Origin of the sequence: Streptomyces sp. NPDC001717 (assembly GCF_042892775.1) — a bacterium.
Taxonomy (GTDB): Bacteria; Actinomycetota; Actinomycetes; order Streptomycetales; family Streptomycetaceae; genus Streptomyces.
In genome coordinates, this window is the sequence record NZ_JBIAUK010000019.1 from 127,314 (window position 1) to 153,653 (window position 26,340).

The 26,340-nt window shown below is 72.9% G+C and carries 29 protein-coding genes and 1 pseudogene; 16 read left to right on the forward strand and 14 right to left on the reverse strand.

Going from position 1 to position 26,340, the window contains the following annotated elements:
* Nucleotides 1-14 precede the first annotated feature (14 nt).
* Nucleotides 15-923, reverse strand: a complete 909-nt coding sequence (locus ACFYZL_RS26645) for an aminoglycoside phosphotransferase family protein (RefSeq protein ID WP_388682391.1) — start codon at nt 921-923, stop codon at nt 15-17.
* A 155-nt stretch (nt 924-1,078) separates the two neighbouring features.
* On the opposite strand from ACFYZL_RS26645, the gene ACFYZL_RS26650 reads away from it, so the two are divergent.
* On the forward strand, nt 1,079-1,624 hold the full coding sequence (locus tag ACFYZL_RS26650; protein ID WP_388682393.1) for an adenylate kinase: 546 nt from the start codon (nt 1,079-1,081) through the stop codon (nt 1,622-1,624).
* Between the two features lie 29 nt (nt 1,625-1,653).
* Here the strand turns inward: ACFYZL_RS26650 and ACFYZL_RS26655 are convergent, their stop codons facing one another.
* The gene (locus ACFYZL_RS26655; RefSeq protein WP_388682435.1) at nt 1,654-2,157 is read right to left on the reverse strand and encodes a MarR family winged helix-turn-helix transcriptional regulator; all 504 of its coding nucleotides are present in this window, start codon (nt 2,155-2,157) and stop codon (nt 1,654-1,656) included.
* A 146-nt stretch (nt 2,158-2,303) separates the two neighbouring features.
* On the opposite strand from ACFYZL_RS26655, the gene ACFYZL_RS26660 reads away from it, so the two are divergent.
* From ACFYZL_RS26660 to lysA, 3 genes are all read left to right on the forward strand, one after another.
* Nucleotides 2,304-3,434 (forward strand): NADH:flavin oxidoreductase, encoded by a 1,131-nt coding sequence (locus ACFYZL_RS26660; protein WP_384754789.1) that lies wholly within the window; start codon nt 2,304-2,306, stop codon nt 3,432-3,434.
* Nucleotides 3,435-3,726: 292 nt separating this feature from the next.
* Nucleotides 3,727-4,101, forward strand: coding sequence for an SAV_915 family protein (locus tag ACFYZL_RS26665; RefSeq protein ID WP_388682395.1), 375 nt, complete (start codon nt 3,727-3,729; stop codon nt 4,099-4,101).
* A gap of 18 nt (nt 4,102-4,119) precedes the next feature.
* On the forward strand, nt 4,120-5,454 hold the full coding sequence (gene lysA / locus ACFYZL_RS26670) for a diaminopimelate decarboxylase (RefSeq protein WP_388682397.1): 1,335 nt from the start codon (nt 4,120-4,122) through the stop codon (nt 5,452-5,454).
* A 40-nt stretch (nt 5,455-5,494) separates the two neighbouring features.
* Here lysA and ACFYZL_RS26675 read toward each other — a convergent pair whose 3' ends face one another.
* Nucleotides 5,495-5,848, reverse strand: a complete 354-nt coding sequence (locus ACFYZL_RS26675; protein ID WP_388682399.1) for a PRC-barrel domain-containing protein — start codon at nt 5,846-5,848, stop codon at nt 5,495-5,497.
* A gap of 80 nt (nt 5,849-5,928) precedes the next feature.
* Nucleotides 5,929-6,981: a helix-turn-helix domain-containing protein gene (locus ACFYZL_RS26680; RefSeq protein WP_388682401.1), complete on the reverse strand. Its 1,053-nt coding sequence runs from the start codon at nt 6,979-6,981 to the stop codon at nt 5,929-5,931.
* A 53-nt stretch (nt 6,982-7,034) separates the two neighbouring features.
* Between ACFYZL_RS26680 and ACFYZL_RS26685 the strand changes: the two genes are divergently transcribed.
* Nucleotides 7,035-7,985 (forward strand): alpha/beta hydrolase, encoded by a 951-nt coding sequence (locus ACFYZL_RS26685; RefSeq protein WP_388682403.1) that lies wholly within the window; start codon nt 7,035-7,037, stop codon nt 7,983-7,985.
* Between the two features lie 20 nt (nt 7,986-8,005).
* Complete coding sequence (locus ACFYZL_RS26690; protein WP_388682405.1) at nt 8,006-9,265, forward strand: serine hydrolase domain-containing protein; 1,260 nt, start codon at nt 8,006-8,008, stop codon at nt 9,263-9,265.
* A gap of 99 nt (nt 9,266-9,364) precedes the next feature.
* Here the strand turns inward: ACFYZL_RS26690 and ACFYZL_RS26695 are convergent, their stop codons facing one another.
* The 3 genes from ACFYZL_RS26695 to ACFYZL_RS26705 form a co-directional block, all read right to left on the reverse strand.
* Nucleotides 9,365-10,132: an IclR family transcriptional regulator gene (locus tag ACFYZL_RS26695; protein WP_384754699.1), complete on the reverse strand. Its 768-nt coding sequence runs from the start codon at nt 10,130-10,132 to the stop codon at nt 9,365-9,367.
* Nucleotides 10,133-10,221: 89 nt separating this feature from the next.
* On the reverse strand, nt 10,222-11,496 hold the full coding sequence (locus ACFYZL_RS26700; RefSeq protein WP_388682407.1) for an MFS transporter: 1,275 nt from the start codon (nt 11,494-11,496) through the stop codon (nt 10,222-10,224).
* Nucleotides 11,497-11,616: 120 nt separating this feature from the next.
* Nucleotides 11,617-11,802 carry a hypothetical protein gene (locus ACFYZL_RS26705; protein WP_388682441.1) on the reverse strand — a complete coding sequence of 62 codons (186 nt, stop codon included), beginning with the start codon at nt 11,800-11,802 and terminating at the stop codon, nt 11,617-11,619.
* Here ACFYZL_RS26705 and ACFYZL_RS26710 point away from each other — a divergent pair.
* On the forward strand, nt 11,761-12,225 hold the full coding sequence (locus ACFYZL_RS26710) for a serine hydrolase (RefSeq protein WP_388682437.1): 465 nt from the start codon (nt 11,761-11,763) through the stop codon (nt 12,223-12,225). The two genes, ACFYZL_RS26705 and ACFYZL_RS26710, sit on opposite strands and share 42 nt — an antisense overlap.
* Here the strand turns inward: ACFYZL_RS26710 and ACFYZL_RS26715 are convergent.
* Nucleotides 12,137-13,729: an alpha/beta hydrolase gene (locus ACFYZL_RS26715; RefSeq protein WP_384754691.1), complete on the reverse strand. Its 1,593-nt coding sequence runs from the start codon at nt 13,727-13,729 to the stop codon at nt 12,137-12,139. The genes ACFYZL_RS26710 and ACFYZL_RS26715 overlap by 89 nt on opposite strands.
* Before the next feature lie 212 nt (nt 13,730-13,941).
* Here ACFYZL_RS26715 and ACFYZL_RS26720 point away from each other — a divergent pair, with 212 nt between their 5' ends.
* Nucleotides 13,942-14,802, forward strand: coding sequence for an MBL fold metallo-hydrolase (locus ACFYZL_RS26720; RefSeq protein ID WP_384754688.1), 861 nt, complete (start codon nt 13,942-13,944; stop codon nt 14,800-14,802).
* 109 nt (nt 14,803-14,911) lie between these two features.
* Nucleotides 14,912-15,316, forward strand: a complete 405-nt coding sequence (locus tag ACFYZL_RS26725) for a PPOX class F420-dependent oxidoreductase (RefSeq protein ID WP_384754685.1) — start codon at nt 14,912-14,914, stop codon at nt 15,314-15,316.
* A 101-nt stretch (nt 15,317-15,417) separates the two neighbouring features.
* Here the strand turns inward: ACFYZL_RS26725 and ACFYZL_RS26730 are convergent, their stop codons facing one another.
* The 4 genes from ACFYZL_RS26730 to ACFYZL_RS26745 all read right to left on the reverse strand — a co-directional run bounded on the left by ACFYZL_RS26730 (nt 15,418) and on the right by ACFYZL_RS26745 (nt 17,610).
* Nucleotides 15,418-15,579, reverse strand: coding sequence for a hypothetical protein (locus tag ACFYZL_RS26730; RefSeq protein WP_384754713.1), 162 nt, complete (start codon nt 15,577-15,579; stop codon nt 15,418-15,420).
* Between the two features lie 159 nt (nt 15,580-15,738).
* The gene (locus ACFYZL_RS26735; protein ID WP_384754682.1) at nt 15,739-16,806 is read right to left on the reverse strand and encodes a M4 family metallopeptidase; all 1,068 of its coding nucleotides are present in this window, start codon (nt 16,804-16,806) and stop codon (nt 15,739-15,741) included.
* Between the two features lie 193 nt (nt 16,807-16,999).
* Nucleotides 17,000-17,260 carry a GNAT family N-acetyltransferase gene (locus ACFYZL_RS26740; RefSeq protein ID WP_388682411.1) on the reverse strand — a complete coding sequence of 87 codons (261 nt, stop codon included), beginning with the start codon at nt 17,258-17,260 and terminating at the stop codon, nt 17,000-17,002.
* Nucleotides 17,261-17,325: 65 nt separating this feature from the next.
* Nucleotides 17,326-17,610: a hypothetical protein gene (locus tag ACFYZL_RS26745; RefSeq protein WP_384754677.1), complete on the reverse strand. Its 285-nt coding sequence runs from the start codon at nt 17,608-17,610 to the stop codon at nt 17,326-17,328.
* Nucleotides 17,611-17,939: 329 nt separating this feature from the next.
* Here ACFYZL_RS26745 and ACFYZL_RS26750 point away from each other — a divergent pair, with 329 nt between their 5' ends.
* The 6 genes from ACFYZL_RS26750 to ACFYZL_RS26775 all read left to right on the forward strand — a co-directional run bounded on the left by ACFYZL_RS26750 (nt 17,940) and on the right by ACFYZL_RS26775 (nt 24,159).
* Nucleotides 17,940-19,616, forward strand: coding sequence for an FAD-dependent oxidoreductase (locus ACFYZL_RS26750; RefSeq protein WP_388682414.1), 1,677 nt, complete (start codon nt 17,940-17,942; stop codon nt 19,614-19,616).
* Nucleotides 19,613-21,088: an ATP-binding protein gene (locus ACFYZL_RS26755; protein WP_388682416.1), complete on the forward strand. Its 1,476-nt coding sequence runs from the start codon at nt 19,613-19,615 to the stop codon at nt 21,086-21,088. Before ACFYZL_RS26750 ends, ACFYZL_RS26755 begins: the two co-directional genes overlap by 4 nt.
* Nucleotides 21,085-21,438, forward strand: a complete 354-nt coding sequence (locus ACFYZL_RS26760) for a UBP-type zinc finger domain-containing protein (RefSeq protein ID WP_384754668.1) — start codon at nt 21,085-21,087, stop codon at nt 21,436-21,438. The genes ACFYZL_RS26755 and ACFYZL_RS26760 overlap by 4 nt, the downstream gene beginning before the upstream one ends.
* Before the next feature lie 43 nt (nt 21,439-21,481).
* Complete coding sequence (locus ACFYZL_RS26765) at nt 21,482-21,904, forward strand: YjbQ family protein (protein WP_388682418.1); 423 nt, start codon at nt 21,482-21,484, stop codon at nt 21,902-21,904.
* 330 nt (nt 21,905-22,234) lie between these two features.
* Nucleotides 22,235-23,656 carry a phosphotransferase gene (locus ACFYZL_RS26770; protein WP_388682420.1) on the forward strand — a complete coding sequence of 474 codons (1,422 nt, stop codon included), beginning with the start codon at nt 22,235-22,237 and terminating at the stop codon, nt 23,654-23,656.
* Complete coding sequence (locus ACFYZL_RS26775; protein ID WP_384758613.1) at nt 23,653-24,159, forward strand: NUDIX domain-containing protein; 507 nt, start codon at nt 23,653-23,655, stop codon at nt 24,157-24,159. Before ACFYZL_RS26770 ends, ACFYZL_RS26775 begins: the two co-directional genes overlap by 4 nt.
* Nucleotides 24,160-24,330: 171 nt before the next feature.
* Here ACFYZL_RS26775 and ACFYZL_RS26780 read toward each other — a convergent pair whose 3' ends face one another.
* A complete protein-coding gene (locus tag ACFYZL_RS26780; RefSeq protein WP_388682422.1) occupies nt 24,331-24,789 on the reverse strand; it encodes a DUF3995 domain-containing protein in 459 nt (152 codons plus the stop codon).
* Nucleotides 24,790-25,152: 363 nt separating this feature from the next.
* Between ACFYZL_RS26780 and ACFYZL_RS26785 the strand changes: the two genes are divergently transcribed.
* Complete coding sequence (locus tag ACFYZL_RS26785; RefSeq protein WP_388682424.1) at nt 25,153-26,145, forward strand: DUF4344 domain-containing metallopeptidase; 993 nt, start codon at nt 25,153-25,155, stop codon at nt 26,143-26,145.
* Nucleotides 26,146-26,245: 100 nt separating this feature from the next.
* On the opposite strand, the pseudogene ACFYZL_RS26790 reads toward ACFYZL_RS26785, so the two are convergent.
* Nucleotides 26,246-26,340: pseudogene (locus ACFYZL_RS26790) on the reverse strand (lytic transglycosylase domain-containing protein); the annotation flags it as partial.

Sequence of the window (26,340 nt, forward strand, 5' to 3'; positions counted from 1 at the left end):
GTGTACGTCTCCCTTCAGCGGGCCGCGGCGTCGGCGAGGACGGCCTGGAGGCGCGCTCGGCATTCGGCGACGAAGGCGGGGAAGGTCCGCCAGTAGTAGGCGATTCCGCTGACGCCCACCGCGACGGCCCAGGCACGGGCGCGGGTCCAGGTCGCGTCGTCGAGGTCCAGGGCGTGCCGGTAGGCCTGGCGTGCGGGCGCCGGCAGGTCCCAGACCGTGGAGTGCTCGGCATCGGGAAAGCCGACCGACAGTCCGCCGAAGTCGATCACCGCGTGGAGCCTGCCGTCCTTGACCAGGAGGTTGGTCGGCTTGAGGTCCCCGTGGAGCCAGACGTGGGGGCCGGAGGGCTCGGGCAGTGCCAGTGCGGCCCGCCACAACCGCTCCAGGGTGTCGACGTCGAGCTCGGAGCCCACGAAGGACCGGCAGTCGTCGAGAAACCCGGTGACCCCTTGGTCGCACGGCTCCAGGGTGCCTCCGCGGTACCAGCTGAGGTCGTCCGCGCGCGTCGCTCCCATGAGGTCGACGCCGTGGAGTTCCCCCACGACTTCCGCCAGGTCGGATCCGAAGGCGGCCCAGTCTCGGACGGTGTGCGGGCCGGCTTCGTCCCCGTCGATCCAGCGGTAGACCGACCAGGCCAGCGGGAAGGCGGCGGTGGGCGTACCGGCGTGGAGGGGCCGGGGAATCGGACGCGAAAGGTGGGGCGCCAGGCGCGGCAGCCATTCCTGTTCCTTCCGCACGGACCGTGCGTTGCCCGCGGTTCGCGGGAGTCGCACGAGCAGGTCGTCGCCCAGTCGGTACATGGTGTTGTCGGTACCCGCGCCCGCGGGCGCCAGCGGCCGATCGGCCCACTCCGGGCACTGCGCCTTCAGCAGTGCCCGAACCAGCGTCTCGTCGACCGGGATCTCGTCCTCGTGAAGCGTCACACCGGAAGTGTCACCGCCGGCCGGAAGCGGGGCCGGCGAATTTCGCCGGCCCCGTACACGGCGGCCTGCGCGAAAACGGGCTCACGGCGTGCCCCGCGCCCCGCCCCGGCCGGTGCCGCGTCCTCCTCGAACCGGCCCGTCGGTAGGCTCCACCGATGCACCGTGTACTCGTGGTCGGCATCAGTGGCGCCGGCAAGTCGACCCTGGCCCGAGGGCTGGAACGGCAACTCGGGCTTCCGTACCACGAAATGGACGCCCTCCACTTCTCGGGGCCGCGGTGGGCCGTCAATCCGTCGTACGCCGCGGACGTCGCCTCGATCGGGGCGGGCGAGCGGTGGGTCCTGGACTCCCACGGGCCCGAAGCCGCGCGGGAGTTCCTGTGGCGGCGGGCCGACACCGTGGTGTGGCTCGACCATCCGCGCCGTGTCGTGATGCGCCGGGTCCTTCTGCGGTCCCTGCGCCGGAGCCTGGTGCGGGAACGGCTCTTCGGCGGCAACCGGGAGCGGTGGCGGGAGTGGCTGCGCTCCGACCACCCGGCCTGGTGGGCCTGGTCGAGGTACGCGTCACGGCGCGCGGAGATCGGCCGGCTCGCCGGCGACACGCGGTTCGCCCCGCTGAGAGTGGTACGCCTGCGCTCGCCACGGGCCGCCGACGCCTGGTTGCGGGCGCAGCGCCCGGCCGGGCGGCAGCCGCCGACGTAGGCCGCGCCTGGGGTCGGTCGCGGGGGCCGCTAGGGGGCGGGGGACGAGGTTTCCCGCGGAGTCTGCGGGTGGCACGCGGCGTGGGTGTCGCCTTCCTCCGTGCGCGGCCAGAACCGCCCTTCGAGGGCTTCGGCGCTGCGGTTGAGCCGGACCAGGACGTCCTCCAGCTCCCGTACCTCCTCCGGGGACCAGCCGGCGACCACCTGGGCCAGGCAGGACCGGTTGGCCTCGCGGTCCGCGGCGAGCCGGCGCCCGCCTTCGTCGGTGATGCGCAGCTTGCGGGCCATGCCGCCGTCCGGGTCCGCGACGCGCTCGGCCAGTCCGCAGCGCAACAGTGCGGCCGTCTGACGGTTCACGGTCGAGGTGTCGAGCCCGAAGGCCTCCGCCAACTGTCCGATGGACATGGGGCCTTGCGTGTCGATCCGGCTGAGCAGCAGGTACGCCGACCGGTCCAGGCGTTCGGGGTCGCGCTCGCGCCGCGCGAGCACCTGGTGCCGCGAGAGCAGCATCAGCTCCCGCTCCAGTTTCTCCAGCACTGCGCCTCCCGATCCTTCCGGCGATCCATTATCGCCGACCCGTGGGCCGCCGGGAGCGCCGCAATATGCATGATACATATCGTGTGTAGGATGCACTTCTCGTTGTCACCCGACGAGCCACAGCCTCAACCCGGAGGACCCGCATGACCCTCACCACGTCCACCGCCTCCCGCGCGGCCGAGATCCTCTCCCGGCCCGTCACGCTCAACGGCCTGACCGTCCCCAACCGCATCGCGATGGCCCCGATGACGCGGATGTTCTCCCCCGGCGGCGTGCCCGGCGAGGACGTGCGGGCGTACTACGCCAACCGCGCCGCCGCCGGTGTGGGCCTGATCGTCACCGAGGGCACCTACGTCGGTCACGAGTCCGCCGGGCAGAGCGACCGGGTGCCGCGGTTCCACGGCGAGGACCAGCTGGCGGGGTGGGCGAAGGTCGCCGCGGCCGTGCACGAGGCGGGCGGCACGATCGTGCCGCAGCTGTGGCACATAGGCATGGTGCGCAAGCAGGGCGAGGCGCCGTACCCCGACGCGCCCGCCGTCGGCCCCTCCGGCATCCGCGTCGACGGGACCGAGGGCGCCGGCAAGGCGATGACCCGCGCCGACCTCGACGACGTCATCGGCGCGTTCGCCGACGCCGCCGCGGACGCCGAGCGGATCGGCTTCGACGGCGTCGAACTGCACGGCGCCCACGGCTACCTGCTCGACCAGTTCCTGTGGGAGCGGACCAACCGCCGCACCGACGCCTACGGCGGCGACGCGGTGGCCCGTACGAAGTTCGCCGCGGAGGTCGTGGCCGCGGTCCGCGAGCGCGTCTCGGCCGAGTTCCCGGTGATCTTCCGCTACTCGCAGTGGAAGCAGGAGGCCTACGACGGACGGCTCGCGCAGACCCCGCAGGAGCTGGAGGCGATCCTGGCCCCGCTGGCGGCGGCGGGCGTCGACGTCTTCCACGCCTCGACCCGGCGCTACTGGCTCCCCGAATTCGACGGCTCGGACCTGAACCTCGCGGGCTGGACCAAGAAGCTCACCGGCCGACCGACCATCACCGTCGGCTCGGTCGGCCTGGACGGCGACTTCATCCGCGCCTTCGCCGGCGAGGGGGCGGCGCTGGGCGACATCGACAACCTGCTGGACCGCATGGAACGCGACGAGTTCGACATGGTCGCCGTCGGCCGGGCACTGCTGCAGGACCCGCAGTGGGCGGCGAAGGTCCTCGGCAACCGCTTCGACGAGCTGAAGCCGTACGACCCGGCCGCCCTCGGGTCGCTCAGCCGGTAGCCGCCGGCCCCGGGACGCCCCGTGACATCGGTTCGCCGATGTCACGGGGCGTTCGCGTTCCGGTCGAGGAGGGCCGTGCCTCGCCGGTGTCGGCCGCCCCCGAGCGGCGGAGGGCGAGCGGAGCGCGTCGGGGCGTCAGCGAGGCGTATGGACTCCGGGGGTCGTCGTCAAGGCTCCGTCAAGGACGGTCCACCCGGGCGTCGGTACGGGGATAGCTTCCGAGTACCGCCCCGGAACGCCTCCCCGCACCCGGGGCACCGTCCGACGTTCACGGCTCCTCCTGGAGGACCCCATGTGCCTGTTCCAGTACGACGACGACCCCGAGCCCGAGGAACGCGTCCCGGCCGGACTCCTCTACGTCCCGGTCCGGCCGGGAACGGAGCGGGTGGTGGTGCGCATGTTCCGCACCCCGCTGGGCGCGCGTACCGCCGTCGGTTTCACCGATCCCGGCAGGCTGGCCGCCGCCCTCGGGGCCGAGCAGCCGTGGATCCGGCTCTCCGAGGCGGCACTGAGGGGCATGTCCGAGCCGCTCGGCGCGGAACTGCTCACCGTCGACCCGACCCTCACCGCCCCCGCGGTCACCGGGTCCGTCACCGCGGACACCGCCGGCACCGGTCGTGCCCCGGTGCCCGCCGCAGGGCCCGTCTCCCCGGCCTCGGCCGCCTGAGCGAAGGGAGGGCACACGATGACCACTGCGGTCATGGGCACGTCGGAACCGGGCACGGACGACCTCTCCGTCTGGCCGAGGTCCACGGCCCGGCACGCGCACGGCGGCCTGACCGTCGGCGGGGTGGAGCTCACGGACGTGGCACGGCGGTTCGGCACCCCCGTCTACGTCCTGGACGAGGGCGAGGTGCGCGAGCGCTGCCGGACGTACCGGACCGCCTTCCCCGAGGCCGAGGTCGTCTACGCGGCCAAGGCGTTCCTCTCCCGTGCGATGGTGCGCTGGGTCCACGAGGAGGGGCTCGGCCTGGACGTCTGCTCGGCGGGAGAACTGGAGCAGGCCGTGGCGGCGGGGTTCCCGCCCGAGCGGATCGTGCTGCACGGCAACGCCAAATCGCCGTACGACATCACCAGTGCGCTGCGGCTGGGCGTCGGGCGGATCGTCATCGACAGCCCGTCGGAGATCGCCCGCATCGCCGCCGCGATCGGGCCCGAGCGGCGTCAGAAGGTGCTGGTGCGGGTGGTGCCGGGTGTCTCCGCCGGTGGCCACGACAAGATCCGCACGGGTACGGAGGGGCAGAAGTTCGGGCTGTCCGTCAGTGACGGGTCCGCGCAGCACGCCGTGGCCCGGATCCTGGCCCAGCCCCGGCTGGAGCTGACCGGGCTGCACTGCCACATCGGCTCCCAGATCACCGAGGTGAAGCCCTACCTCACCGCGCTGCGCCGCATGGTCGGGCTGATGGCCCGGATCCGCGACGCGCACGGCATCGCGCTGCCCGAGCTCGACCTGGGCGGCGGGCACGGCATCGCGTACCGGCCGGGCGAAGCGGCGCTGGACGTCACCACGCTGGCGCGGCGGCTGCGGAGCGAGCTGGTCGCGAGCTGCTCCGCCGCCGGGATGCCGGTCCCGCGACTGGCCGTCGAGCCCGGCCGGGCCGTCGTGGGGCCGGCCGGGATCGCCCTGTACCGGGTCCTGGCCGTCAAGCACACCGGCGACACGGTGTTCGTCGCCGTCGACGGCGGCATGAGCGACAACCCCCGGCCCGCCCTGTACGGAGCCCGGTACGCGCCCCGGCTGATCGGCCGCGCCTCGGCCGCCGCGACCCGTACCGCCACGGTCGTCGGCCGGCACTGCGAGGCCGGGGACGTCCTCGCGGCCGGGGTGGAACTGCCCGGCGACGTCCGACCCGGCGACCTGATCGCCGTACCGGTGGCCGGGGCGTACCAGCTGTCCATGGCCTCCGGCTACAACATGGTGGGCCGGCCGCCGGTGGTCGCGGTCCACGAGGGCGCCGCCCGGCTCCTGGTCCGGCGCGAGACCCTGGAGGACCTGCGACGGCGTGACATCGGCGCGTAGCGTCCGGGGCCGGGCGGGCCGCCGGCCTGCGGCCTTGCGCTCACATGTGCGGCATGCCGCCGTAGTAGCCGCCGATCTGGTGGCGGTACCCCTCGTCCTGAAGGTGCTTGTCCCGGACGAACTCGGGGGCGTTCTTGATCTGTTCCTTGGTCAGCCCGACGTGGACCTTCTCGTCCTCGAGGTCGATGCCGATGACGGTGCGCGCCGGGAGGAGGACCTCCTTGCCGAAGATCCACGGTCCGGTGTCCACGACCAGGTAGGCGGATCCGGCCTCGTCGGAGTGCTTGTCGACCTTCCCGATGCTGCCGTCGGTCGCCTCCACCTTGTAGCCGGCCAGGTCCGCACCCTCGATGCGGGCGACGGTCGCGCGGTAGGTCCAGACGTTCTCGGTCATGGAGAACAGCTCCCTTCGTCGTTCCGTGTGCGTTCATGGCCCGCCTGCCCGGGCTCGCCGGATGTACACGTGCGGTGGTTTCACGCGGTGGCCGGCGGCCCGTCGGCGAGGAGGCGCCATGCCGTGAGGGCGAGCCTGGCCCGGAGCGGGCCGGCGGGCGCGGTGAGGTCCATGTCGAGGCTCCGGCCGATGTGTTCGAGGCGGCGGGAGACGCTGCTGTGGTGGAGGTGGAGCATCTCGGCGGCGCGCCGCAGGGAGCCCGTGGCGCAGTAGGCGTCCAGGGTTTCGAGGTCGTGCGGGTCGGCCGCGAGCCGGGCGATGGCGGCCACGTCCGGGTTGTCCCGTACGGCTTCCTCCGGGATCTCCGCGAGCAGGGCCAGCGCGCCCAGGTCCGCGTAGTGGACGACGGGTTCGCGCGGGCCGGTGAACCGGAGGGCCGCGCGGGCCTGGCGCCAGGAGCGGTCGGGGCCGCCGTCGGCGCCGATGCCCGCGCGGGCGTCCGCCGGGAGGCGGCCCGGGTCGACCGCGGTCGCCAGGACGACGCCCACGTCGCCGACGAGCGCCGCCTTGACGGGCCCCGCCGGGCAGACCAGGGCTCCGACCCGGTCGAGCGGCAGCGGCGAGCGGACGGCGAGGACGCGGACCGGCACCCCGGCGGCGAAGCCCAGCAGCCGCAACGCCCGGGCCCGGTCGGCCTCGTCGGTGTCGGCGCTGATGGCCAGCTCGACGAGGGCGGGGTCGGCCATGGTGGTCCGGGCCGGACCGTACCGCTCGACGACCCCGGCGGCGGCGAGCGCCAGCCGGTCGAGGAGCAGTTCGTCGAGCGGGCCGGCCGGGCCGGGCCGCTCCAGCCACACCGTGCCGATCTCCTCCTCGTCGAGCGTGATCGGGACGGTGGTGGACGCGGGCGCGGGGAGGGCGGGGGCGGGCCGCCCGTCCGGAGTCACGCGTACGACGCGCCCCGTGCCGTGGAGCCGGATCCCCACGACGCATTCGGCGAGGGCGGCCGAGGCCCGACCGAGGGCCGGCAGGTCCACCCTGCGGCGCATGAGCGTGTCGTAGAAGGCGACGATGCGCATCGCGCCGTCGACGTATGGATCCAGTCCCGAGAGCCGTACGGCCAATGCCTCCATGCCCGAAGGATAGGAGGCAGGGGCCGCGCCGTTCGGTGCGTGTCGGGCGTGCGATGCGCGACGGATGGCGGGCGACGCTGCGGGCGGCGGCCGACAGGATGGTCGCCATGGACCCCGAACTCGAAGCATTCGTACCGCTGTTCCCGCTCTGCGACTGGACCGACCCGGTCGCCGACCGCAAGGTCTACGCGGAACTCGCCACGGCACGGCCGGCCCACGAATCGTCGGACCTGCTCGTCGAGGACCGGCTGTTGCCCGCCGAACCGCCCGTGCCGGTCCGCCTCTACCGACCGCACCGGCCGCAGGGCGCCGTCGTCTGGATGCACGGCGGCGGGCACGTCGTCGGCGACCTGGACACCGAGGACGGATGGGCCGCCCGGATCGCCGTGGCCACCGGCGCGGTGGTGGTCTCGGTGGGCTACCGGCTCTCCCCCGAACACCCCCACCCGGCCGCACTGGACGACGTGTGGGCGGCCCTGGGCTGGACCGCGGACCACGCGGCCGAACTCGGCGTCGACCCGGCGCGGATCGCGGTCGGCGGCCACAGCGCCGGCGCGAACCTCGCGGCCGCCGTGGCCCTGCGGGCACGCGACGAACAGGGCCCGGCGATCCACTTCCAGCTGCTGAACGAACCCGGGCTCGACGACCGCCAGGAAACCTGGTCACAGCGGCAGTTCACCGACACCCCCTGGCTGACGCGGGACAAGCTCCGCGCCTCGTGGCGGCACTACCTGGGCGCACGGCCCGCGACCGCGTACGCCGCTCCCGCGAGGGCCGCCGACCTGTCCGGACTGCCGCCGGCCTACATCGCCACCGCCGAGCTCGACCCGAACCGCGACGAAGGGATCGAGTACGCGCTGCGTCTGCTGCGCGCGGGCGTATCGGTCGAGCTCCACCAGTGGCCCGGCACGTTCCACGGCTCGCAGGCGATCCTGTCCGCCGAGGTGTCGCAGCGTCAGATCACCGATGTCGGCGCGGCCCTGCGGCGCGCCCTGGCCCCGTGACCGGGGAAGGGAAGAAGACCATGACGAAGACCAGCACGAAGGCCAAGAGGATCCGGCTGGTGGTGTGCGCGGCGACGGTCGCGCTGGGCGTGTGCGTGTGCGTGAGCACGGGCACGAGCGCGACGGCGGCCCCCGAGCCCGGCGTGGACGGGGCGACGGCGCTCGGCACCGCCCTGGAGGGCGTCCACCGGGCAGGTGTCCCGGGCGTGTTCGCGCAGGTCCGCGACGGCGGCCGCACGTGGCGCGGAGCTTCCGGGGTCGCCGACATCGCGACCGGGCGCCCCGTCACACCGGGCATGCGCCAGCGCGTCGGCAGCGTCACCAAGACGTTCACCGCCGCGGCCGTCCTCCAGCAGGTCGAGCGGGGACGGATCCGCCTCGACGCACCGATCGGGGACTACCTGCCGGAGCTGGTGCCGGGCGAACGCGGCAGGGGGATCACCGTACGCATGCTGCTGAACCACACCAGCGGCATCCCCGACTACATCCCGTACGCCTTCCCGTCGCTCCAGGGCTTCCCGTCCCTGCCCGACATGTCCTCCCGGAGCCTGGACGACAACCGCTTCCGGCAGTTCAGCCCGGAGGAGCTGATCGAGCTGGGGCTGTCCGCTCCGCCCGCCGGTGAGCCCGGGGCCACGCCCGGCGTCTACTCCAACACCAACTACCTGCTGCTGGGGCGGCTCCTGGAACGGGTGACGGGCACCACGGCCGAGGCGTACATCACGCACGACGTCATCGAGCGGGCGGGTCTGCGCGAGACGTCCTTCCCGACCGGGCCGTGGATCGAGGGACCGCACGCGCGGATGTACGAGGCGTTCTACGGCCTCCTCGACCCGCCGCGCGACTACAGCGTCTACAACATGTCCTGGACGGGCACCGGCGCCGCGCTCGTGTCGACCATGGACGACCTGAACCGCTTCTACGCCGCCCTGCTCGACGGCAGGATCGTCAGCCGGTCGTCGCTGGCAGAGATGCAGCGGACGGTCCCGGTGCGGGCGCTGGACGGCTCCCCCATCCGGTACGGCCTCGGACTGCACCGGGTCGAGACCCGCTGCGGCACCTTCTGGGGTCACGACGGCACGGTGTGGGGCGCCGGGACGATCTCGCTGACCCGGGCCGACGGCGTGCGCCAGATGTCCGTCGCCGTCAACCTCCAGCGCTGGAACGTCATCGACGCCTCGGGCACCCCGCAGCCCCACCCCATCGACGCGGCGCTGTCGTCCCTGTACGACCGGGCGATGTGCGGCGCCCCCGGGACCCGCCCGGCGCCGGCCGGTTAGGTCGTCGCTTTCGTCACGGACCGTGCCCGGAGCCCGGCGGTGGCCGGGAGCGCCGGTTCGGTCCGCGGCGTTTCCGTCGGGCGGACGTCCGATCGGGTCTCAGGCGGTCGGGCGGGTGCGTCGCCCGAGCTCGTCGGAGATGCCGTGGACGGCCCTCAACAGCGGTTCGCGCAGCCCGCGCGCCCGATCCGCGCTGTGCCTCGCGATCACGACCCCCAAGGCGGCGCTGACCGGCCCGCTCCGACCGATCCTCACCGGCGCGGCGACCGCGACCGTGCTCTGCGAGAGCTGCCGGTCACTGACGAAGACCTGCTCGCGGCGGATGCGGTCCAGTTGCGCACGGAGCGTCTTCGGATCGGTGACGGTGTGCGGGGTCCAGGCCCGCAGCGGGGATTCGAGTACCTCGTGCTGGATGTCGAGCGGCGCGTGCGCGAGCAGGACGCGCCCCATCCCGGTGGAGCCGATGGGGAACCGGCTCCCCACCATCGTCAGCAGCTCCACCGACCGGTGCCCGGCGATCCGCTCGACGAAGACGAGCTCCGTGCCCTCGCGCACCGCGAGCTGGATGTTCTCGTGGGTCGCCTCGTAGAGGTCCTGCATGAAGGGCAGCGCCACATCGCGCAGGATCTGGGTGCGCGGGCATCCCGAGGCGATCTCCCAGAGCCTCAGCCCGACGTGCCACGACCCGTCCTCCGCGCGCTCCAGCGCCCCCCAGTCGGCCAGTTCCGCGACCACCCGGTGCGTCGTGCTCAGGGCCAGACCGGTGCGCTGGGCGATCTCCGACAGGGTCTGCGACGGGTGTTCGCGGTCGAAGGCCGAGAGGACCTCGAGGACTTTTCCAGCTGCGGTGCTGCGGGTTGTGCTCACGCGGTCAGTCTCGCAGACCGCCGTCGAGGGCCCGCGTCGCACGCCGTGCGCTCCGCCGCGCACCAAGGAGACCGCGAGCGGGTGCTCGGCTAGGCGCGCGCCTCCTCCGGTTCCCTGCCGGGTTCCGCGTCCGCGGTCCCCCGGCCGGGTCGGGTGCGCGTGCCCCAGCGTTCGAGCGGGGGTCCGGCGGCGCCGACGGCGGCGAAGAACACGCCGAGGAGCAGCCATCCGGTCGTGCCGGCTCCCAGGACGACGGTGGTGAGGATGGCGGGGGCGAGTGCCTGGCCCGCGTTGAAGCCGAGCCCGAGGAGTCCCTGGTACTGGCCCTGGGCGTGCTCCGGTGCCAGGCCGAAGCCGAGGGCGAAGCAGGCCGATGACTCCCAGATCTCCCCGAGGCTGTGGACGAAGATCGCCGCGACGACGAGGAGGGCCGCCGCCCACCCGGGGGTGTGCGCGGTCAGGGCCATCATCGGGCAGCTGATGAGGAAGAGCAGTCCCGCCGTGCGGAAGGCCCGGCCGCCGTCGCGAGGGGTTTCGATGCGCGAGCCGATCCTGGTCTGCAGGAGGACGCAGACCCCGGCACTGATCGCGGACACCGCCACCACGGTCCAGCGTGGTGCTTCCGTGTGCTCCGAGATCCAGATGGGCAGGAGCAGGGACACCGTCGCGTACTGCAGCCCCATCGCGCCGTACAGGACCGTGAAGGTCACGAACGGCCGGTCGGCGAGGGCCGCCCAACGGCCCTGCTGCGGCGGCCGCGGCAACGGCTCGTAGTGGGGCAGCAGGAGCAGCAGGAGGGCGCAGAGCGCGAAGCTGACGGCGTTGCCGACGATCAACACCAAGTAGGCGGAACGGCTGTTCGCCGCGACCGCGAATCCGGCACCCGCGGTTCCCAGGACGACGCCCAGGTTGACGTACGTCCGGAGCTTCGCCCTGAACAGGGCCGGGCGGTCGGTGCCGACCCGCCTCACGAGGGCTCCCCAGGCCGCACCGCCGACCGCCGCCGCCAGCTGGTCGACGGTGGCGATGACCGTGAGGGCGGACCAGCTCTCGACCAGTACGAGGGCGGACATCGCCAGCGCCTGGACCGCCAGGGCGAGCATCATGACGGTGCGCGGCCCGCGTCGATCGGCCAGGTGGCCACCCGGTATCCCCGCGAGCAGGCCGACCAGGCCGGCGACGGTGAGGGCGGCGCCCACCTGCGCCGCCGGGAGTCCCACGACCAAGGTGAAGTAGAGCGCGGACGCCGTGTTGAAGAGCCCGTTGCCGACCCGGTTCACGAAACTGGCCAGGATCAGTACGCGCTCTGCCCTGTTGCTCCCCGCCATGGTGGCCATCCGACCTGACGCTCTCCCCTTGGTCATGGGCGCAGACTAACAGCGGCCCTTACGACGCCCGGCCGGGGTGCCCGATGCCGATAGCCTCGTTAAAGTCCGTCAAATCCGGAGGAGAAGGACTTTCCCGTGGTCCTGACCCGACGCGCCTCACTCGCCGCGCTGTCCACCGTCGCGCTCGCGCCGCTGCTCGGCGGCGTCCCCGCCGAGGCCGACGCCACGGCCGGACCGTCCGTCGCTCCGGCGGACGACGCCTTCGCCGGCCTGGAGCGGGAGTTCGACGCCCGGCTGGGTGTGTACGCACTCGACACCGGCAGCGGGCGCGTCGCCGAGCACCGCGCGGACGAGCGGTTCGCCTTCGCCTCCACGTACAAGGCCCTGGCCGCGGCGGCGGTGGTGAGGAAGAACTCCCCCGCGGGCCTGGACCGGGTCGTCCACTACACCCGGGACGACCTGGTCACCCACTCGCCCGTCACCGAGCGGCACGCAAGACCGGCACCGCCGAGTACGGCACCCGCAACGACATCGCCGTCCTGTGGCCGCCGCGTCGCGCGCCGATCGTCGTCGCCGTCCTGTCCAGCCGCACCGCTCCGGACGCCGGGCACGACGACCGCCTCATCGCGCGAGCCGCCGAAGCCGTCGTCGCCGCGCTGGGCCGACGCCCCATCCGTCAGGAGAAGGGGATCCGGTCCGGGCGGCAGACCGTGCCGGGGGGCGGGAGCGTCCCGTCGACGAAGTAGCGGCTCTCGTACGCGCTGATGCAGCTGCTGCCGTTGTTGAACAGCGCGGTGTGCCCGTGCCCGTCGTTCGTGAGGAGTCGGGCGTCGGCCAGCTCACGGGCCATGGCCTGGGCGCCCGTGTACGGCGTGGAGGGGTCGTACCGGGTCCCGATCACCAGGACGGGGTGGGCGGTGGGCTTGTTCCACGGGCCTTCGTACCCGGCGGCGGGCCGGGCCGGCCAGTCGGCGCAGGGCTCCGCCGCCCACGTCCAGTAGCGTCCGACGTCGCCGGCCCGCCGGGCACTGTCCTCCTCCAGTCCGTGGTAGGCGGCGGGGTCACGTGGGTTGGGGCTGTCGCCGCACCACACGGCGGACGCCTGCTCGTCCCCGAGGTACGGGTTCGGTCGGTCCACGGGAGGTGGCGGCGGGTACGCCGCGGGCGTGGGGACACGGCCCTGCGACAGCTCCTGGAGCCTGCCCGCGAGGGCCGTCCAGCCGGGGTCGACGATGTAGAGGCTGTTCACCGTGTCGGCGACCGTCTTGGCGTACGTCCAGGGGCCGATCGGACGCTCCCGCAGCCGCTGCATCAGTACGTCGAACTTCTTCCGGGTGGCCTCGGGGCTGCCCGCCGAGAAGGCGCAGCGCGCCGCGGGCGCCGATCCGCACAGGGTGAGGAACCGGTCCAGGGTGGCGGCGGCGGTGCGGTCCGAGCCCATGCGCAGGAGGGTCGTGGTGCGGGGATCGGCCTGCGGGCCGCCGTCGATCCAGGCCCGGGGGGCGATGTTGCTGTCGAGGGCCATGGCGCGGACGCTGCCGGGGAAGAGGTTGGCGTACGTGGCGCCGAGGATCGTGCCGTAGGAGACGCCGAGGTAGTTCAGCTTCGGTTCGCCCACCGACCGCCGGAGCAGATCGAGGTCCCGGGCGGTGTCGGCGGTCGACACGTGGCGCAGCAGGTCCGGGTCGCGTTTCTCGCAGAGCCGGCCGAGGTCCGCGTAGGCGTCGATCCACGCCTTGCGCTCCTGTTCGCCCACCGGGAAGCCCCCGGGTGGGCGGGCCGCCCAGCTCTTGGCCTCCGCGGGGGTGTCGAAGCAGTTCACGGCCGTGCTGTTGCCGATCCCGCGGGGGTCCCAGCTGACGATGTCGAACCGTTCCCGCAGTTCCTTCGGGAAGGCGTCGTAGTTCTGCGGAACCTGCACGGTGCCGGGGCCGCCGGGACCGCCGGGGTTCACGAAGAGGGTGCCGATGCGCCGGCCGGGATCGGTGGCCCGGCGGCGGACGACCGCGAGGTCGATGGTGCGGCCCGCGGGGGCGGCGTGGTCGAGCGGCACCTTCGCCGTGGCGCACTCCCAGGGGCTGCCGGGCTTGCACGGGCTCCAGTCCAGCCTCGGTACGGTCGCCGAGGGTGACGGGGGCGTGCTCTGCGCGGCGGCGGGCCCGGGCCCGAGTCCGGGACCGGTGCCCGTGAGCAGCGCCGAGCAGGCCAGCGCCGCGATGAGGACCGCCGCCCGGAGTCGGCGGCCGGCCGTGGGACCCGGTGCGGACATGTTCCGCCCTCCTCGGTCACGGCGAGGGACCGGTCCGGCGCTCGATGCCGCCGTATCGGTACGCACGCCCATGCCACCACGAAACCGCGATTCTGCGGCGCGCGCGAGCCGGGCGGGCGGGCGGGCCGGTCGGGCGCGGGGCGGGGCGGGCGCGGGGCAGGCCGACCGGCGGCGGACTCCCCCGCGCCCGGCTGCGCGGGTAGGTTGGACACGTGATCGACTTTCTCCGGGGCGCCCCGGTCGCAGGCAGTCTCGATGTCGTCTGGCACGCCGGCTGGCCCTCCCCGAAGCACGACCCGGCTCCGGAGATCCAGGTCCACGCCTACTCCGAGCACACGGTGATCCTGCGCCAGAACAAATCCGTGCACTACGAAGCCCCGTTCCTCTTCCTCCTCTTCGGCAATGAGCGGGCGCTGCTCCTCGACACGGGCGCGTCCGCCGACCCGGCCCATTTCCCGCTGCGGGAGACGGTCGACCGGCTCGTCGCGGACTGGCTGGAACGCCACCCGAGGCCCTCGTACGCGCTGCTGGTCGCCCACACGCACGGACACGGCGACCACATCGCGGCGGACTCGCAGTTCACGGACCGGCCCCTCACCACGGTCGTGGGGCCCGGCCCCGACGAGGTCACGGCCGCTTTCGGCCTCACCGACTGGCCGCACCGCACCGGCACGCTGGACCTGGGCGGCCGGATCCTCGACCTGATCCCCGGCCCCGGCCACCAGCCGGCCGCGGTGGTCTTCCACGACCGCCACACCGGCCTCCTGCTGACCGGCGACTCCCTCTACCCGGGGCGGCTCTACATCGAGGACCGCACGGCGTACTCGGCCACCGTCGACCGGCTGCTGGACTTCTGCGCCACCCACCCGATCCGCCACGTCCTCGGATGCCACATCGAGATGACGACCACGCCGGGCGAGGACTACCCCCGCGGCACCACGCACCAGCCGGACGAGCCGCCGCTCCAGCTCACCGCGGCCCACCTGCGGACCCTGCGCAGGGCCCTCGACGAGACGGCGGACCGCCAGGGCACGCACCCCTACCCGGAGTTCATCCTCGTGTACCGGGACTGACGGAGAAGGGCGGGGGCGCCACGGCGGTGATCGGCGGGTTCCCGCGAAAACGCGGTGGGCTGCGGTAGTAGGTGGGGCGACATCCACACCCCGTCCGAAGGGACCCACCATGTCCGCCGAGCTCAGCCACAGGCTCAAGGAACTGCTCGACAGCCCCGTCTTCGTCACCATCGCCACCATCCAGCCCGACGGAAGCCCCCAGGTGTCACCGGTCTGGGTGAAGCGCGAAGGCGACGACGTGCTGATCTCGACGACGGTCGGCCGGCGCAAGGAGAAGAACATGCGCCGCGACCCGCGCGTCACCGTACTGCTCCAGCCCTTCGATTCCCCGTACGAGTACGCGGAGATCCGTGGCACCGCCGAGCTCAGCACCGAGGGCGGCCAGGAGCTGATCGACGAGCTCTCGGTGAAGTACACGGGCAAGAAGTACCGCGACTTCAACCCGGCGTCCGTCGACGACGCCCCACGCGTGGTCGTCCGGATCGCCGCACGAAAGATCGTCGGGGCACTCTGAGCCCCGACGACCGCGGAACCCCGTGCCCCGTGCCCCGGATCGGCCACGGGGCACGGGTGCGGCCCCACTCCCGTGACGTGGTGCTCCGGCCGTCGGCCGCGCTACTGGACTCCGCGGTTCCAGGGGTGGCCCTTCTCCACGAACTCCTGGTTCCAGGCCCAGCACATCAGCGGGAACCGCATGTCGTGGAGGGTGAGTCGGGCGTCCTTCACGTCCAGGAAGTGACCGGTGGCCTTCTCCATCAGCGTCACGACGTAGTACATCGGAGACCTTGCCAGAGGATCACTTCGCGTCACACATCGCGGCGAGGACGCCCGAAGGGGCGGTGACGGAGACGTGAAGATGCCCCGGCCGTCGGGTCGTCGACGGCCGGGGCATCGGTCGATCGGAGTGGGCGGACCGGTCCCGCAGGGTGTGGGGGGCTACACGACGCCGGGGATCTGCCGGGCCGCGAAGGCGGCCCGCACCGCGTCCGCCGCCGTGGCGCCGTACATCTGACGCGCCGTCTCGATGGTCGTCAGCGCCGCGTCCTGGAAGTCGGTGTCGGGTGCGAAGCCGAACTGCGCGTTGACGATGATCCGGTCGGCGGTGCGGGCGCCCAGCGCGTTCCGGATGTCGAACAGCGCCCGCGACCAGATCTCGCCGTCGGCGTGCACCTCGCCCTCGATGTCCCCGTACACCTTGTTGCCGTCCACCCGGCGCAGGCAGTGCGGGGCGGTGGTGTACGGGACCGAGTCCCAGTCCGCCACGCACGCCAGGTCCGCCCGGCGCGGCCAGCCGTTCGCCTGTACCGCGTTCTCCCCCACCTCGACGGCCAGGTAGTCCGCGAACGCCTCGCCGATCGCCCCCGCTTCGGGCGACCGGCCGAAGCCGGGAACCTGCGCCTGGTGCACGGCGTGCCCGTACTCGTGGACGATCACCTCGGCGTCCTCTGCGTCGTCGACACCGCCCTTGCCGAAGCGGATCTCGCCCCTCCTGCCCGCGAAGAAGGAGTTGTCGAGGCCGTACTGGTTGATCCGCACCGCCTGCGGACGGTTGTTCACGCCGGGGAGCTCGCTGCCGAAGCCCAGGCCCTGCAGGTACTCCTGGGCCTCGTTGACCCAGAAGTACGCCATCACCTGCTCGAACTGGTCGTTGCCGCGGTTGTACGTGGCGGCCGCGGAAACCGAGGCGGGGGCGCCGGTCTCGGAGCGGACGTACGCCCACCGCCCGGAGAGGCGCCCACTCGTGTCCAGGTTGCGCAACTCGGCCAGGGTGTAAGCGGAGTTCGGCACGGCCGAAGGGGAGTCCCGCTGGTCGGTGAGGCTCTGGTCGCCCGTGGACTGGACGGGGTTGACCATGAAGATCCGCGCCTGGGGCAGGGCTGCGGCACCGGCGGGCGGTACGGTACCGGCGGCGGGGGCGGCGCCGACCGGTCCGGCCGGCACGAGCAGCGCGGCGCCGGCGGTGGCCGCGGCGACGAGGCCGCGGATGGTGGTACGGCGAGCCATCGACATCCTCCTGGGTGGGTCCTCGGGCACGAGGGCGGCCCCGTCGACCGGACTCCCGTGCGCAGCGACCGCGTGGACGATGCAAACATGCCGCCCGGGGGCGACCAAGGAATCCGGAGGGTGAAGTCCTGCCGCTCCGACGGCCGGATGGCCGTACCGCGGCCCCGGCGGGGGGCTGCGCGGCGGCGCTGCTCTAGAGGGCGGCTCCCGGAGCCGCGGAAAGGTCGATGGTGAAGGCGACCCGGTCGAGTCCCGGGCCGTCGTAGTCCGGCTTCACGGCCGAGGGAACGAAGCCGAGCCGGGTGTGGAACGCGCGTGACGCGGTGTTCTCCGGGCTGGTGATGCAGTGCACGTAACGGCGCCCGTGCGACCGGGCGAGCGCGAAGAAGGCCCGGTAGAGGGAACGCCCCACGCCCTGGCCGTGCAGGGCCGGATCGACGCCGACGAAGTGCACGTAGGCGCCGACAGGGGTCGATCCCCCTGGCGTGGCAAATGGGTGAGGCGGCCCTCCCGGGGTCGCTACCCGGCCGCCATGACCTCGCCGGCCGTGACCTGGGGAGGGTTGGGCAGCAGCGAGGCGAGATTGTCCCGGACGAATTCGGCCGCCCTCCTGACCGACTCCTCGGCCCCGGCCCGGTCCTCGTAGACGCTGGTGGAGACCATCACTCCATCCCCCGCGTCGATCCAGTAGTAGGCCACGAAACCGGGGACTCGGCGCAGGAGAGGGACGAAGCCCTCGTCCACCCGGCGTCCCGCCTCGGCGGGATCGGTCACGCCTTCGTACCGTCGAACCACTGCGTACACGGCTGATCTCCTCATTCGTCCCAAAGTCGGCTCGCGCGGAACGACATACCCCCGCTGCCCGTTTCCCGCTCGCGGGGCGTCCGGAAGGCACTCGGATAGGCGCACCGGGGATGCACCGGGGATGCACCGGTGATCCACACCGGGTATCGGCAGGCGGCATCCGCACGGGGCGGAGGAGGAAGGCTTGACCGGCAGCGACCGCGTATGTACCAGCGGTGCACGGTCCGCTGCGTCCCGGAGCGTCGCCGGGCCATCGAACATACGATGGGCGGGAACCGGCGCGGACGGCTCCCGCTGCCGGCCGCCCAGAGCACGTGGGGTGGAGACGTATGGCACAGGCTGCCGATGCAGGGCGGACCGTCATCCTGACGGTGGACGACGATCCGGGGGTTTCCCGCGCCGTCGCGCGTGACCTGCGGCGTCGTTACGGCGCCGGGTACCGGATCGTGCGCGCCGAGTCCGGTGAGTCCGCGCTGGAGGCGCTGCGCGAGCTGAAGCTGCGGGGCGACCTGGTCGCGGTGATCCTGGCCGACTACCGGATGCCGCAGATGAACGGCATCGAGTTCCTCGAACAGGCCCTCCAGGTGTTCCCGGGCGCGCGGCGCGTGCTGCTGACCGCGTACGCCGACACCAACGCGGCCATCGACGCGATCAACGTCGTCGACCTCGACCACTACCTCCTCAAGCCCTGGGACCCGCCGGAGGAGAAGCTCTACCCCGTCGTGGACGACCTGCTCGCGGCCTGGCGCTCCAGTGACCACCGGCCCGTGCCCGCCACCAAGGTGGTCGGGCACCGGTGGTCGGCGCGTTCCTCGTACGTACGGGAGTTCCTGGCCCGCAACCAGGTGCCGTACCGCTGGTACTCGTCCGACGAGCCCGAGGGCCGGCGGCTCCTGGAGGCCGCCGGGGCCGACGGACAGCGACTGCCCGTGGTGGTCACTCCGGACGGCACCGTGCTGATCGAGCCGGACGCGCCCGAACTGGCCGCCCACGTCGGACTCGCGACGACGCCGACCGCCGATTTCTACGACCTCGTCGTGATCGGCGGCGGCCCGGCCGGGCTCGGCGCGGCCGTGTACGGGGCCTCCGAGGGGCTGCGGACCGTTCTGGTCGAGCGGTCGGCGACCGGCGGGCAGGCCGGGCAGAGCTCGCGCATCGAGAACTACCTCGGCTTCCCCGACGGCGTGTCGGGGGCGCAGCTCACGGACCGTGCCCGCCGCCAGGCCGGCCGGTTCGGCGCCGAGATCCTCACCGCGCGCGAGGTCACGGGGCTGGAGGTCAACGGCGCGGCGCGGGTCGTCCGCTTCTCCGACGGGTCGGCGATCGCCGCGCAGAGCGTCATCCTGGCGACGGGCGTGTCGTACCGGCAGCTCCAGGCGCCGGGCTGCGAGGACCTGACCGGCTGCGGGGTGTACTACGGCTCCTCCCTCACGGAGGCGTCCTCCTGCCAGGGCCATGACGTGTACATCGTGGGCGGGGCCAACTCCGCGGGTCAGGCCGCGATGTACCTGGCGCGGGGCGCGAAGTCGGTCACGCTGTTGGTGCGCGGGGAGTCCCTGACGGCGTCGATGTCGTACTACCTGATCCAGCAGATCGATGAGGCGCCGAACATCACGGTGCGGACCCGCACGGTCGTCGAGGCGGCGAGCGGGGACGGGCACCTGGAGCGGCTGACGCTCCGGGACGTGGACAGCGGCGCGACCGAACTCGTCGACGCCCAGTGGATGTTCGTGTTCATCGGCGCGGCCCCGCGCACCGACTGGCTGGACGGTACGGTGCTCCGAGACGAGCACGGTTTCATCCTGGCCGGGCCGGACCTCACGCCGGACGGGCGACCGCCGGCCGACTGGGAACTGGACCGGCCGCCCTACCACTTGGAGACCAACGTTCCCGGCGTGTTCGTGGCGGGCGACGCGCGCGCCCGGTCCGCGAAACGCGTCGCGTCCGCCGTCGGAGAGGGAGCCATGGCCGTGATGCTCGTCCACCGTTACCTGGAACAGTCATGAGCGGCGAGGTCATGCCGTGCAGCCCGCAGGAGATCACCTCGCTGTTCCTGTTCGAGAAGCTCTCCCCGGAGCAGCTCGGGTGGCTGTGCCGCGAGGGGCGGGTGGAGCGGTTCGAGGCCGGACCGGTCTACACCGAGGGGGACCCGGCCACCTGCTTCTACGTGATGATCGAGGGCACCGTCGTCCTCTACCGCCGGGTCGGCGGCGACGACGTCGAGGTGAGCCGCACCTCGCAGCGCGGCGTGTACGCGGGTGCCATGCAGGCCTACCTCGGCGACCGCGTGCCGCAGACGTACAACAACACGATGCGGGTGACGGAGCCGACGCGGTTCTTCGTCCTGCCCGCGCAGTCCTTCGCGGACATCATGCGGGAGTGGTTCCCGATGGCCGCGCACCTGCTGGAGGGGCTCTTCTTCGGTTCGAAGCAGACGCAGCGGGCCATCGGGCAGCGTGAACGGCTGCTGGCGCTCGGGTCGTTGTCGGCCGGTCTCACCCACGAGCTCAACAACCCGGCCGCGGCGGCCGTCAGGGCCACCGCGACACTGCGGGAACGGGTCGGCAAGATGCGGCACAAGCTGGCCCACATCTCCCAGGGGCAGTACTCGCGCGAGGCCATCGCCGACCTGATCGAGATCCAGGAGCGGACCGTCGAGCGCGTGGCGAAGGCGACGGCGCTCAGCCCCCTGGAGGCGTCCGACCGGGAGGACGAGCTCGCCGACTGGCTCGACGACCACGGCATCCCGGAGGGCTGGCGGATCGCGCCGACCTTCGTACAGGCCGGTCTGGACACGGATTGGTTGGAGCACGTCGCGGCCACCGTGGCCGAGGAGATCCTGCCGGCGGCCATCGGCTGGCTCAACTACACGGTCGAGACCGAGTTGTTGATGGACGAGATCGACGACTCCACCGCCCGCATCTCCCACCTCGTGGACGCGGCCAAGCAGTACTCTCAGCTCGACCGCGCCCCGCACCGCGTCGTCGACGTCCACGAACTCCTCGACAGCACCCTCCTGATGCTGTCCGGCAAGATCGGCCCCCAGGTGCGGGTGGTCAAGGCGTACGACCGTTCCGTGCCCGACGTGCCCGCCTACCCGGCCGAGCTGAACCAGGTGTGGACGAACCTCATCGACAACGCCGTCTTCGCGATCGGCAGCACCGGCGGCGACGGCACGCTGACGGTCCGCACGGCGCGCGAGGGGGACCGTCTGCTGGTGGAGTTCCGCGACACCGGTCCCGGCGTCCCGGCGGACATCCGCAGCCGCATCTTCGATCCCTTCTTCACCACCAAGCCGGTCGGCGAGGGCACCGGCCTCGGCCTCGACATCTCCTGGCGCATCGTCGTCAACAAGCACCACGGGAGCCTCGAAGTCGAATCCGCCCCGGGCGACACCCGCTTCCGGGTGCTGCTGCCGCTGACCGCCCCGCCCGAGGAATCCGCCACCGTCACCCAGAGCACCGAGGAGCCCGCATGACCGACGTCGAAGGAATCGACCCGAGCGTCCCGCCCAGCGGCACCGGCTGCGCGGAGTGCGACGCGGTGGGCGGCTGGTGGTTCCACCTGCGACGCTGCGCCCAGTGCGGCCACATCGGCTGCTGCGACTCCTCACCCGCGCAACACGCCACGGCCCACTGGAAGTCCACCGGCCACCCGCTGGTGCAGAGCTTCGAGCCGGGCGAGGAGTGGTTCTGGAACTTCGACACCAACGCCCTGTACGAGTCCGGGCCCGAGCTGACACCGCCGCACGGCCACCCGGCGGACCAGTCGGCACCGGGACCGGCCGACCGTGTCCCCCAGGACTGGACGACCCGGCTGCACCGCTGACGCACGCGTGGCCCGTCGCGTGGAGGGACGCGAGGATGGAGGGATGACGGACACCTTCACCACCCGGACGATCGACGTCACCACCGGCACCACCGAGACCGTCCACGATCTGACCGCCGCCTGCGCCCGTTTCCTCGGCGAGGTCGCCCGGGGCCGCGACGGGCTGCTCAACGTGTTCACCCCGCACGCGACGGCCGGGCTGGCCGTCATCGAGACGGGCGCGGGCAGCGACGACGACCTGCTGGACGCCCTTCGTACGCTGCTGCCCGCCGACGACCGCTGGCGCCACCGGCACGGCTCCCCCGGTCACGGCCGGGACCACGTGCTCCCGGCGCTCGTGCCGCCGCACGCGACCCTTCCGGTCGTGGGCGGTGAACTCGACCTGGGGACCTGGCAGTCGGTCGTCCTGGTGGACACCAACGTGGACAACCCACGGCGCACGGTACGGCTGTCCTTCCTCGCCTGAGACCCATCGGCAATCCGCCGACCGGGTGACCCGACCCTGTTCGAGCGAGTTTCAGCACCACCACCGCAGGCCCTCCAAGGCCACCACGACCCGCCGGAACGTTCGTTCGCGGTTCTCCGCGGATCCGGCCGTGACGTGCCCCGATCGGGAGTCGTTCCCGGAGCACCAGTACCGGTCGTGCGCCCATCCGGAGGACCCCGTGCACCCGCCGCAGCCCGATCTCTCACCCCCCGTGGCAATCGAACGCGAGACCGCCGTGGCCTGGCTGCCCCAGGTTCCCGACTCCCGTCGTCCCGGCCCCGCGAGGTGAGCGGCGGACCCCGGCACACGGTGCCGATCGACGTCCATCTCGTCCTGCGTCGCGACGGCGTGGCCGGCCCGGAGGTACTGCTGTCCCGGCGGGCCGGGCCGGTCTACGCGACGGGACTGTGGCACCTGCCGTCCGGGCACCTCGACCCGGACGAGGACATGGTGGAGGCGGTGATCCGGGAGGCTCGCGAGGAGACCGGCGTGCTCATCGACGACGAGGACGTGACCGCCGCCGTCACCGTGCACCACCGTCCCCCCACGGGTTCCCGCTCCCGTCTGGGCGTCTTCTTCGAGGTCCGCCGGTGGTCCGGACGGCCCCGGATCATGGAACCGGACCGTTGCGACGCCCTGGGCTGGTACCCGATGGACGAGCTCCCGGGGCCGATGGTGGCGTACTGCCGGGCCGGGCTGGACGCCTACCGGGCCGGAGTCCCCGCCGCGGTGCACTTCCAGCGGCCGGACGACCCCGTCGCACACGCACCCGGCGGCCCGGACCGCACCCGCCTGCTCATCGGCCCGACCGCCGATCGGTCCGAGATGCCCTACCGGCTGCGGGTGTTCGCCGAGCGGGCCGTGGGGCGGATCACGCGGGCGACGGAGGTGTCCCGGGTGCGCACCGGCAGCCGGGTGTGGCGTCTGAGCGGGCCCGGGGGCGGGACCTGGTACCTGAAGCGGCACCGCGGGCCGAAGTTCCACGCCCGGGAGGTGGCCGCGTACCGGACGTGGGTGCCGGCGCTCGGGCCACGGGCTCCCCGGCTCGTCGCGGCCGACACGGCGGCGCGGGCCGTCGTCGTCACCGCCCTGGCCGGGCACCCCCTGCACGGCATGGTCCTCGACGCGGCCGCCGAGGCACGCGTCCAGCACTCGCTGGGCCGGCTGGCCCGCGCCCTGCACCGCAGCGCGCCCGAGCGCAACGGCGGCACCTCGGCAGCCGCGGACGAGGTGGAGCGTCACCTGGAGGAAGCCCGGCCGCACCTCGCCGACGGGGACGAGCACCTGGTCCTCGCCCTGGCCGGCACCTACGCGGAGCTCCCGCGGCCCGCCCTCGTACCCACCCACGGGGACCTCCAGTACCGCAACGTCCTGCTCACCGAAGGCGGCGAACCCCTGCTGTTCGACTTCGAGCGGGCGGAGTACGCCACCGCGACCCGGGACATGGTCCGCATCGGCGACACCTGGACCGGCCGCCCCGACCTGCGTGCCGCGTTCCTCGCCGGCTACGGCAGACCGCTCACTCCCGACGAGGAACTCCGCCTGGACTGCGAGGCCGCCTTCGACGCCGTCTCCGGCATCGCCTACGGCACCGGTCACGACGACCCCGAGGTCACGGAACGCGGCCGGCGCACCCTGCGCCGCCTCCACACCGTCCTGTCGGGAAGGACTCCCGTGTCAGATCCCCGCCCTGCCGATCCCGCCACTCCCACCGAGGGGTACCCGTCGTGAGCAAGCAGCTGCTGCCCCCGGAGGAGTTCGCGGCGACCCTCCCCAAGGCCACGGTGTTCGGGGCCGTGTTCTTCACCGACGAGGACGACCGTCCCGTCCAGCTGCGGGCCACCTACTCCAGCGCCCACCCCTGGCAGTGGCCGGGTGGCGTCGCGGAAGCCGGCGAGCGCCCGTGGGACACGGCCGTACGCGAGTGCCGGGAGGAAACGGGGCTCCACGTACCGGGACCGCCACTGCTGTTGGCTACGGTGTTCGGGCTGCCGGGCAAGGACTGGCCGCTGAGCACGGTCGGCGTCGTCTTCGACGGCGGCCGCCTCTCGTCCGCCCAACTCGCCACGATCGTCCTGGACTCCGACGAACACGACGACGTCCGCGCCCTGACCGTGCCGGAGTGGCGGGACCTCATGCCGGCCCGCGACCACGCCCGCCTGGAGGCCGTCATGACGGCCCGCCGGACCGGCCGGCCCGCGTATTTCGACACGTGGGACTGGGAGGCGTGGTGACCGGCCCGAGGCCGGACCCGGTCGCCTGGAGCGAGAAACGGACTCCGAAGCCGGCCGCGATGGAGGGTGTCGCGATCGTCGCCGCGCACCACACGCCCCGGCCCACGGGCAACGCCGGGCCGTAGAGAGACCGGAACGGGCCGCCGTACGCCCGGTTCTCCTCGTACGAGGTCATCCGGACGCGACGGCGTCGTCGTCCCTGCGCAGCCGGTTCCGGGCGGCCAGGCCGAGCATCAGGCCCCACAGGACGAAGAGGCCGTACCAGAAGAGGCCCCAAGCGGCCTGCGGGTGGGCGTCCTTGGCCGCGAAGGCGGGCGCCGAGACGACGCGGCCGGCGGCGAGCAGGCCCTGCATCGCGAAGTACGTGAAGCCCCACAGGGTCATGCCGACCGAGGCGGTCAGGGACAGGGCGCAGAGCGTACGGCGCGGCAGCCGGCGGCCCCAGGGCCGCACCAGGGCGAGCGCGACGACGGCACCGGACACGGCGACCGCGCCCATCACCCAGTAGCCGATCGCGGCTTCCCAGGTGCCGTGCGGCGCGGAGGCGAAGTCTCCGGGGAAGGTCGCGCCGATCCCGGCGCCCCACCAGAAGTGCGGCGCCGCGTAGGCGAGTGCCGCCCCGGCCGCCACATGGCCCGGCCAGGTCTGCCGCCACCCGCGCCGCCGTACCGGTTCCGCCGTGGCCGTAACGGTCGTCGTGTCGTCCCCCGAGGTCTCGTGCGGCGCACCGTGCGCTGCCTAAGAAGACTCTGTCGGAACGGTCGCGCGGGCGCCTCGGTCACCGGGACCAACCCGCCTCCCCCGCACGGGGGAGGCCCTCTCCTACTCGGTGAGCTGCCCCTGCTCCTCCCCCTCCTCCGACTGCGCACCCCATGCCGAGTGCCGGTGCCGGGCGGCGAACGGTCCCTCGAACGGACGACTCGACGGGCAGCGGCCTACGGCCGGCCGGACGATGAGGGCGGGAACGGGAACGCGCGACGGGAGCCGACGGACATGCCGCACACCGCCAGGCAGTCGCACCGGGTGCGCAGCGCCCTGGCCGGCGTATTGGTCCTCGCCGGGGTCACCGTCACCGGCTGTGGGAGCGCGCACCGCGACGCCGGACAGGCGGCCGGAGCGGGGCCTCGCCCCCAGGCGGCGCGCTCCGGGAAGGTCACCGTCGTCTACGAGGACCGGACGGTCCCTCCGGCGGACCGGCAGGTCGTGGCGCTGATCCGCGACTCCCGTGTGCTGGAGCGCACGGCCGACTGGGTCAACAGGACGCTCACGCTCCCGTACGACATGGTCGTGAAGGTCACCGCCGAAGTGCCGCCCGGCGTCACCGACGCCGTCACTCAGCCGGACGGCCGGACGATCTACATCCCGCCGTCGTTCCTGGCCCAGATCGAGGACTCCTTCGCCGACGTCGTGAAGACCGTCAAACGGCCCGCCCCGTTTCCCGCGTCCGAGTACAACACCGACGACCTGACGGTACTGGCCACCGAGTTCATCTTCGGCCACGAAATGGGCCACGCCCTGCAGAGGCAGCTCCTCCTGGCCAATCTCGGCCTCGAAGAGGACGCGGCGGACGGCTTCGCGTCCTTCCACACCGTCAACGAGGTCGGGCCGGGCCCGTCGCTGGCCGCCGCGATCCTCTTCGACGAGATCGCCCGCAAGGAAGGCCGGCTGACCCTGGAGAACCTGGCCAGTGACCACCCCGTCACGCAGGCGAGGGTCTTCAACTTCCTCTGCTACCTGGAAGGCAGCGACCCGAAGAAGTACAAGCAGCCCCTGGTCGACGGCGGCTACCTCCCGAAGACCCGCGCGCCCCTCTGCCCGCAGGCGTGGGCGATGTTGGACTACGGCTGGTGGACGCAGCTCCAACCGCACTTCGGCACCGCGTTCAAGCCCCAGGGAGACCAGGACCAGAAGCGGGCGCGGGCGCGGTTGGTCGCGGAGACGAAGGCATTCACGAAGGTGCTCGACGAGCTCCGCCAGAGCCAATGACCCGTCCCGCCGCGAGTCGGCGGTCGCGTACGCAGAAGACGCTCGGCAGGGGTTCCCTGCCGAGCGTCTTCGTGCGTGTGCTGCGCGTGCTGCCGCCGGTTTAGTACCAGTGGTTGGCGGACCAGAAGTTCCAGGCCTCGACGGGGCTGCCGTAGCGGGAGTTCATGTAGTCCAGGCCCCACTTGATCTGGGTGG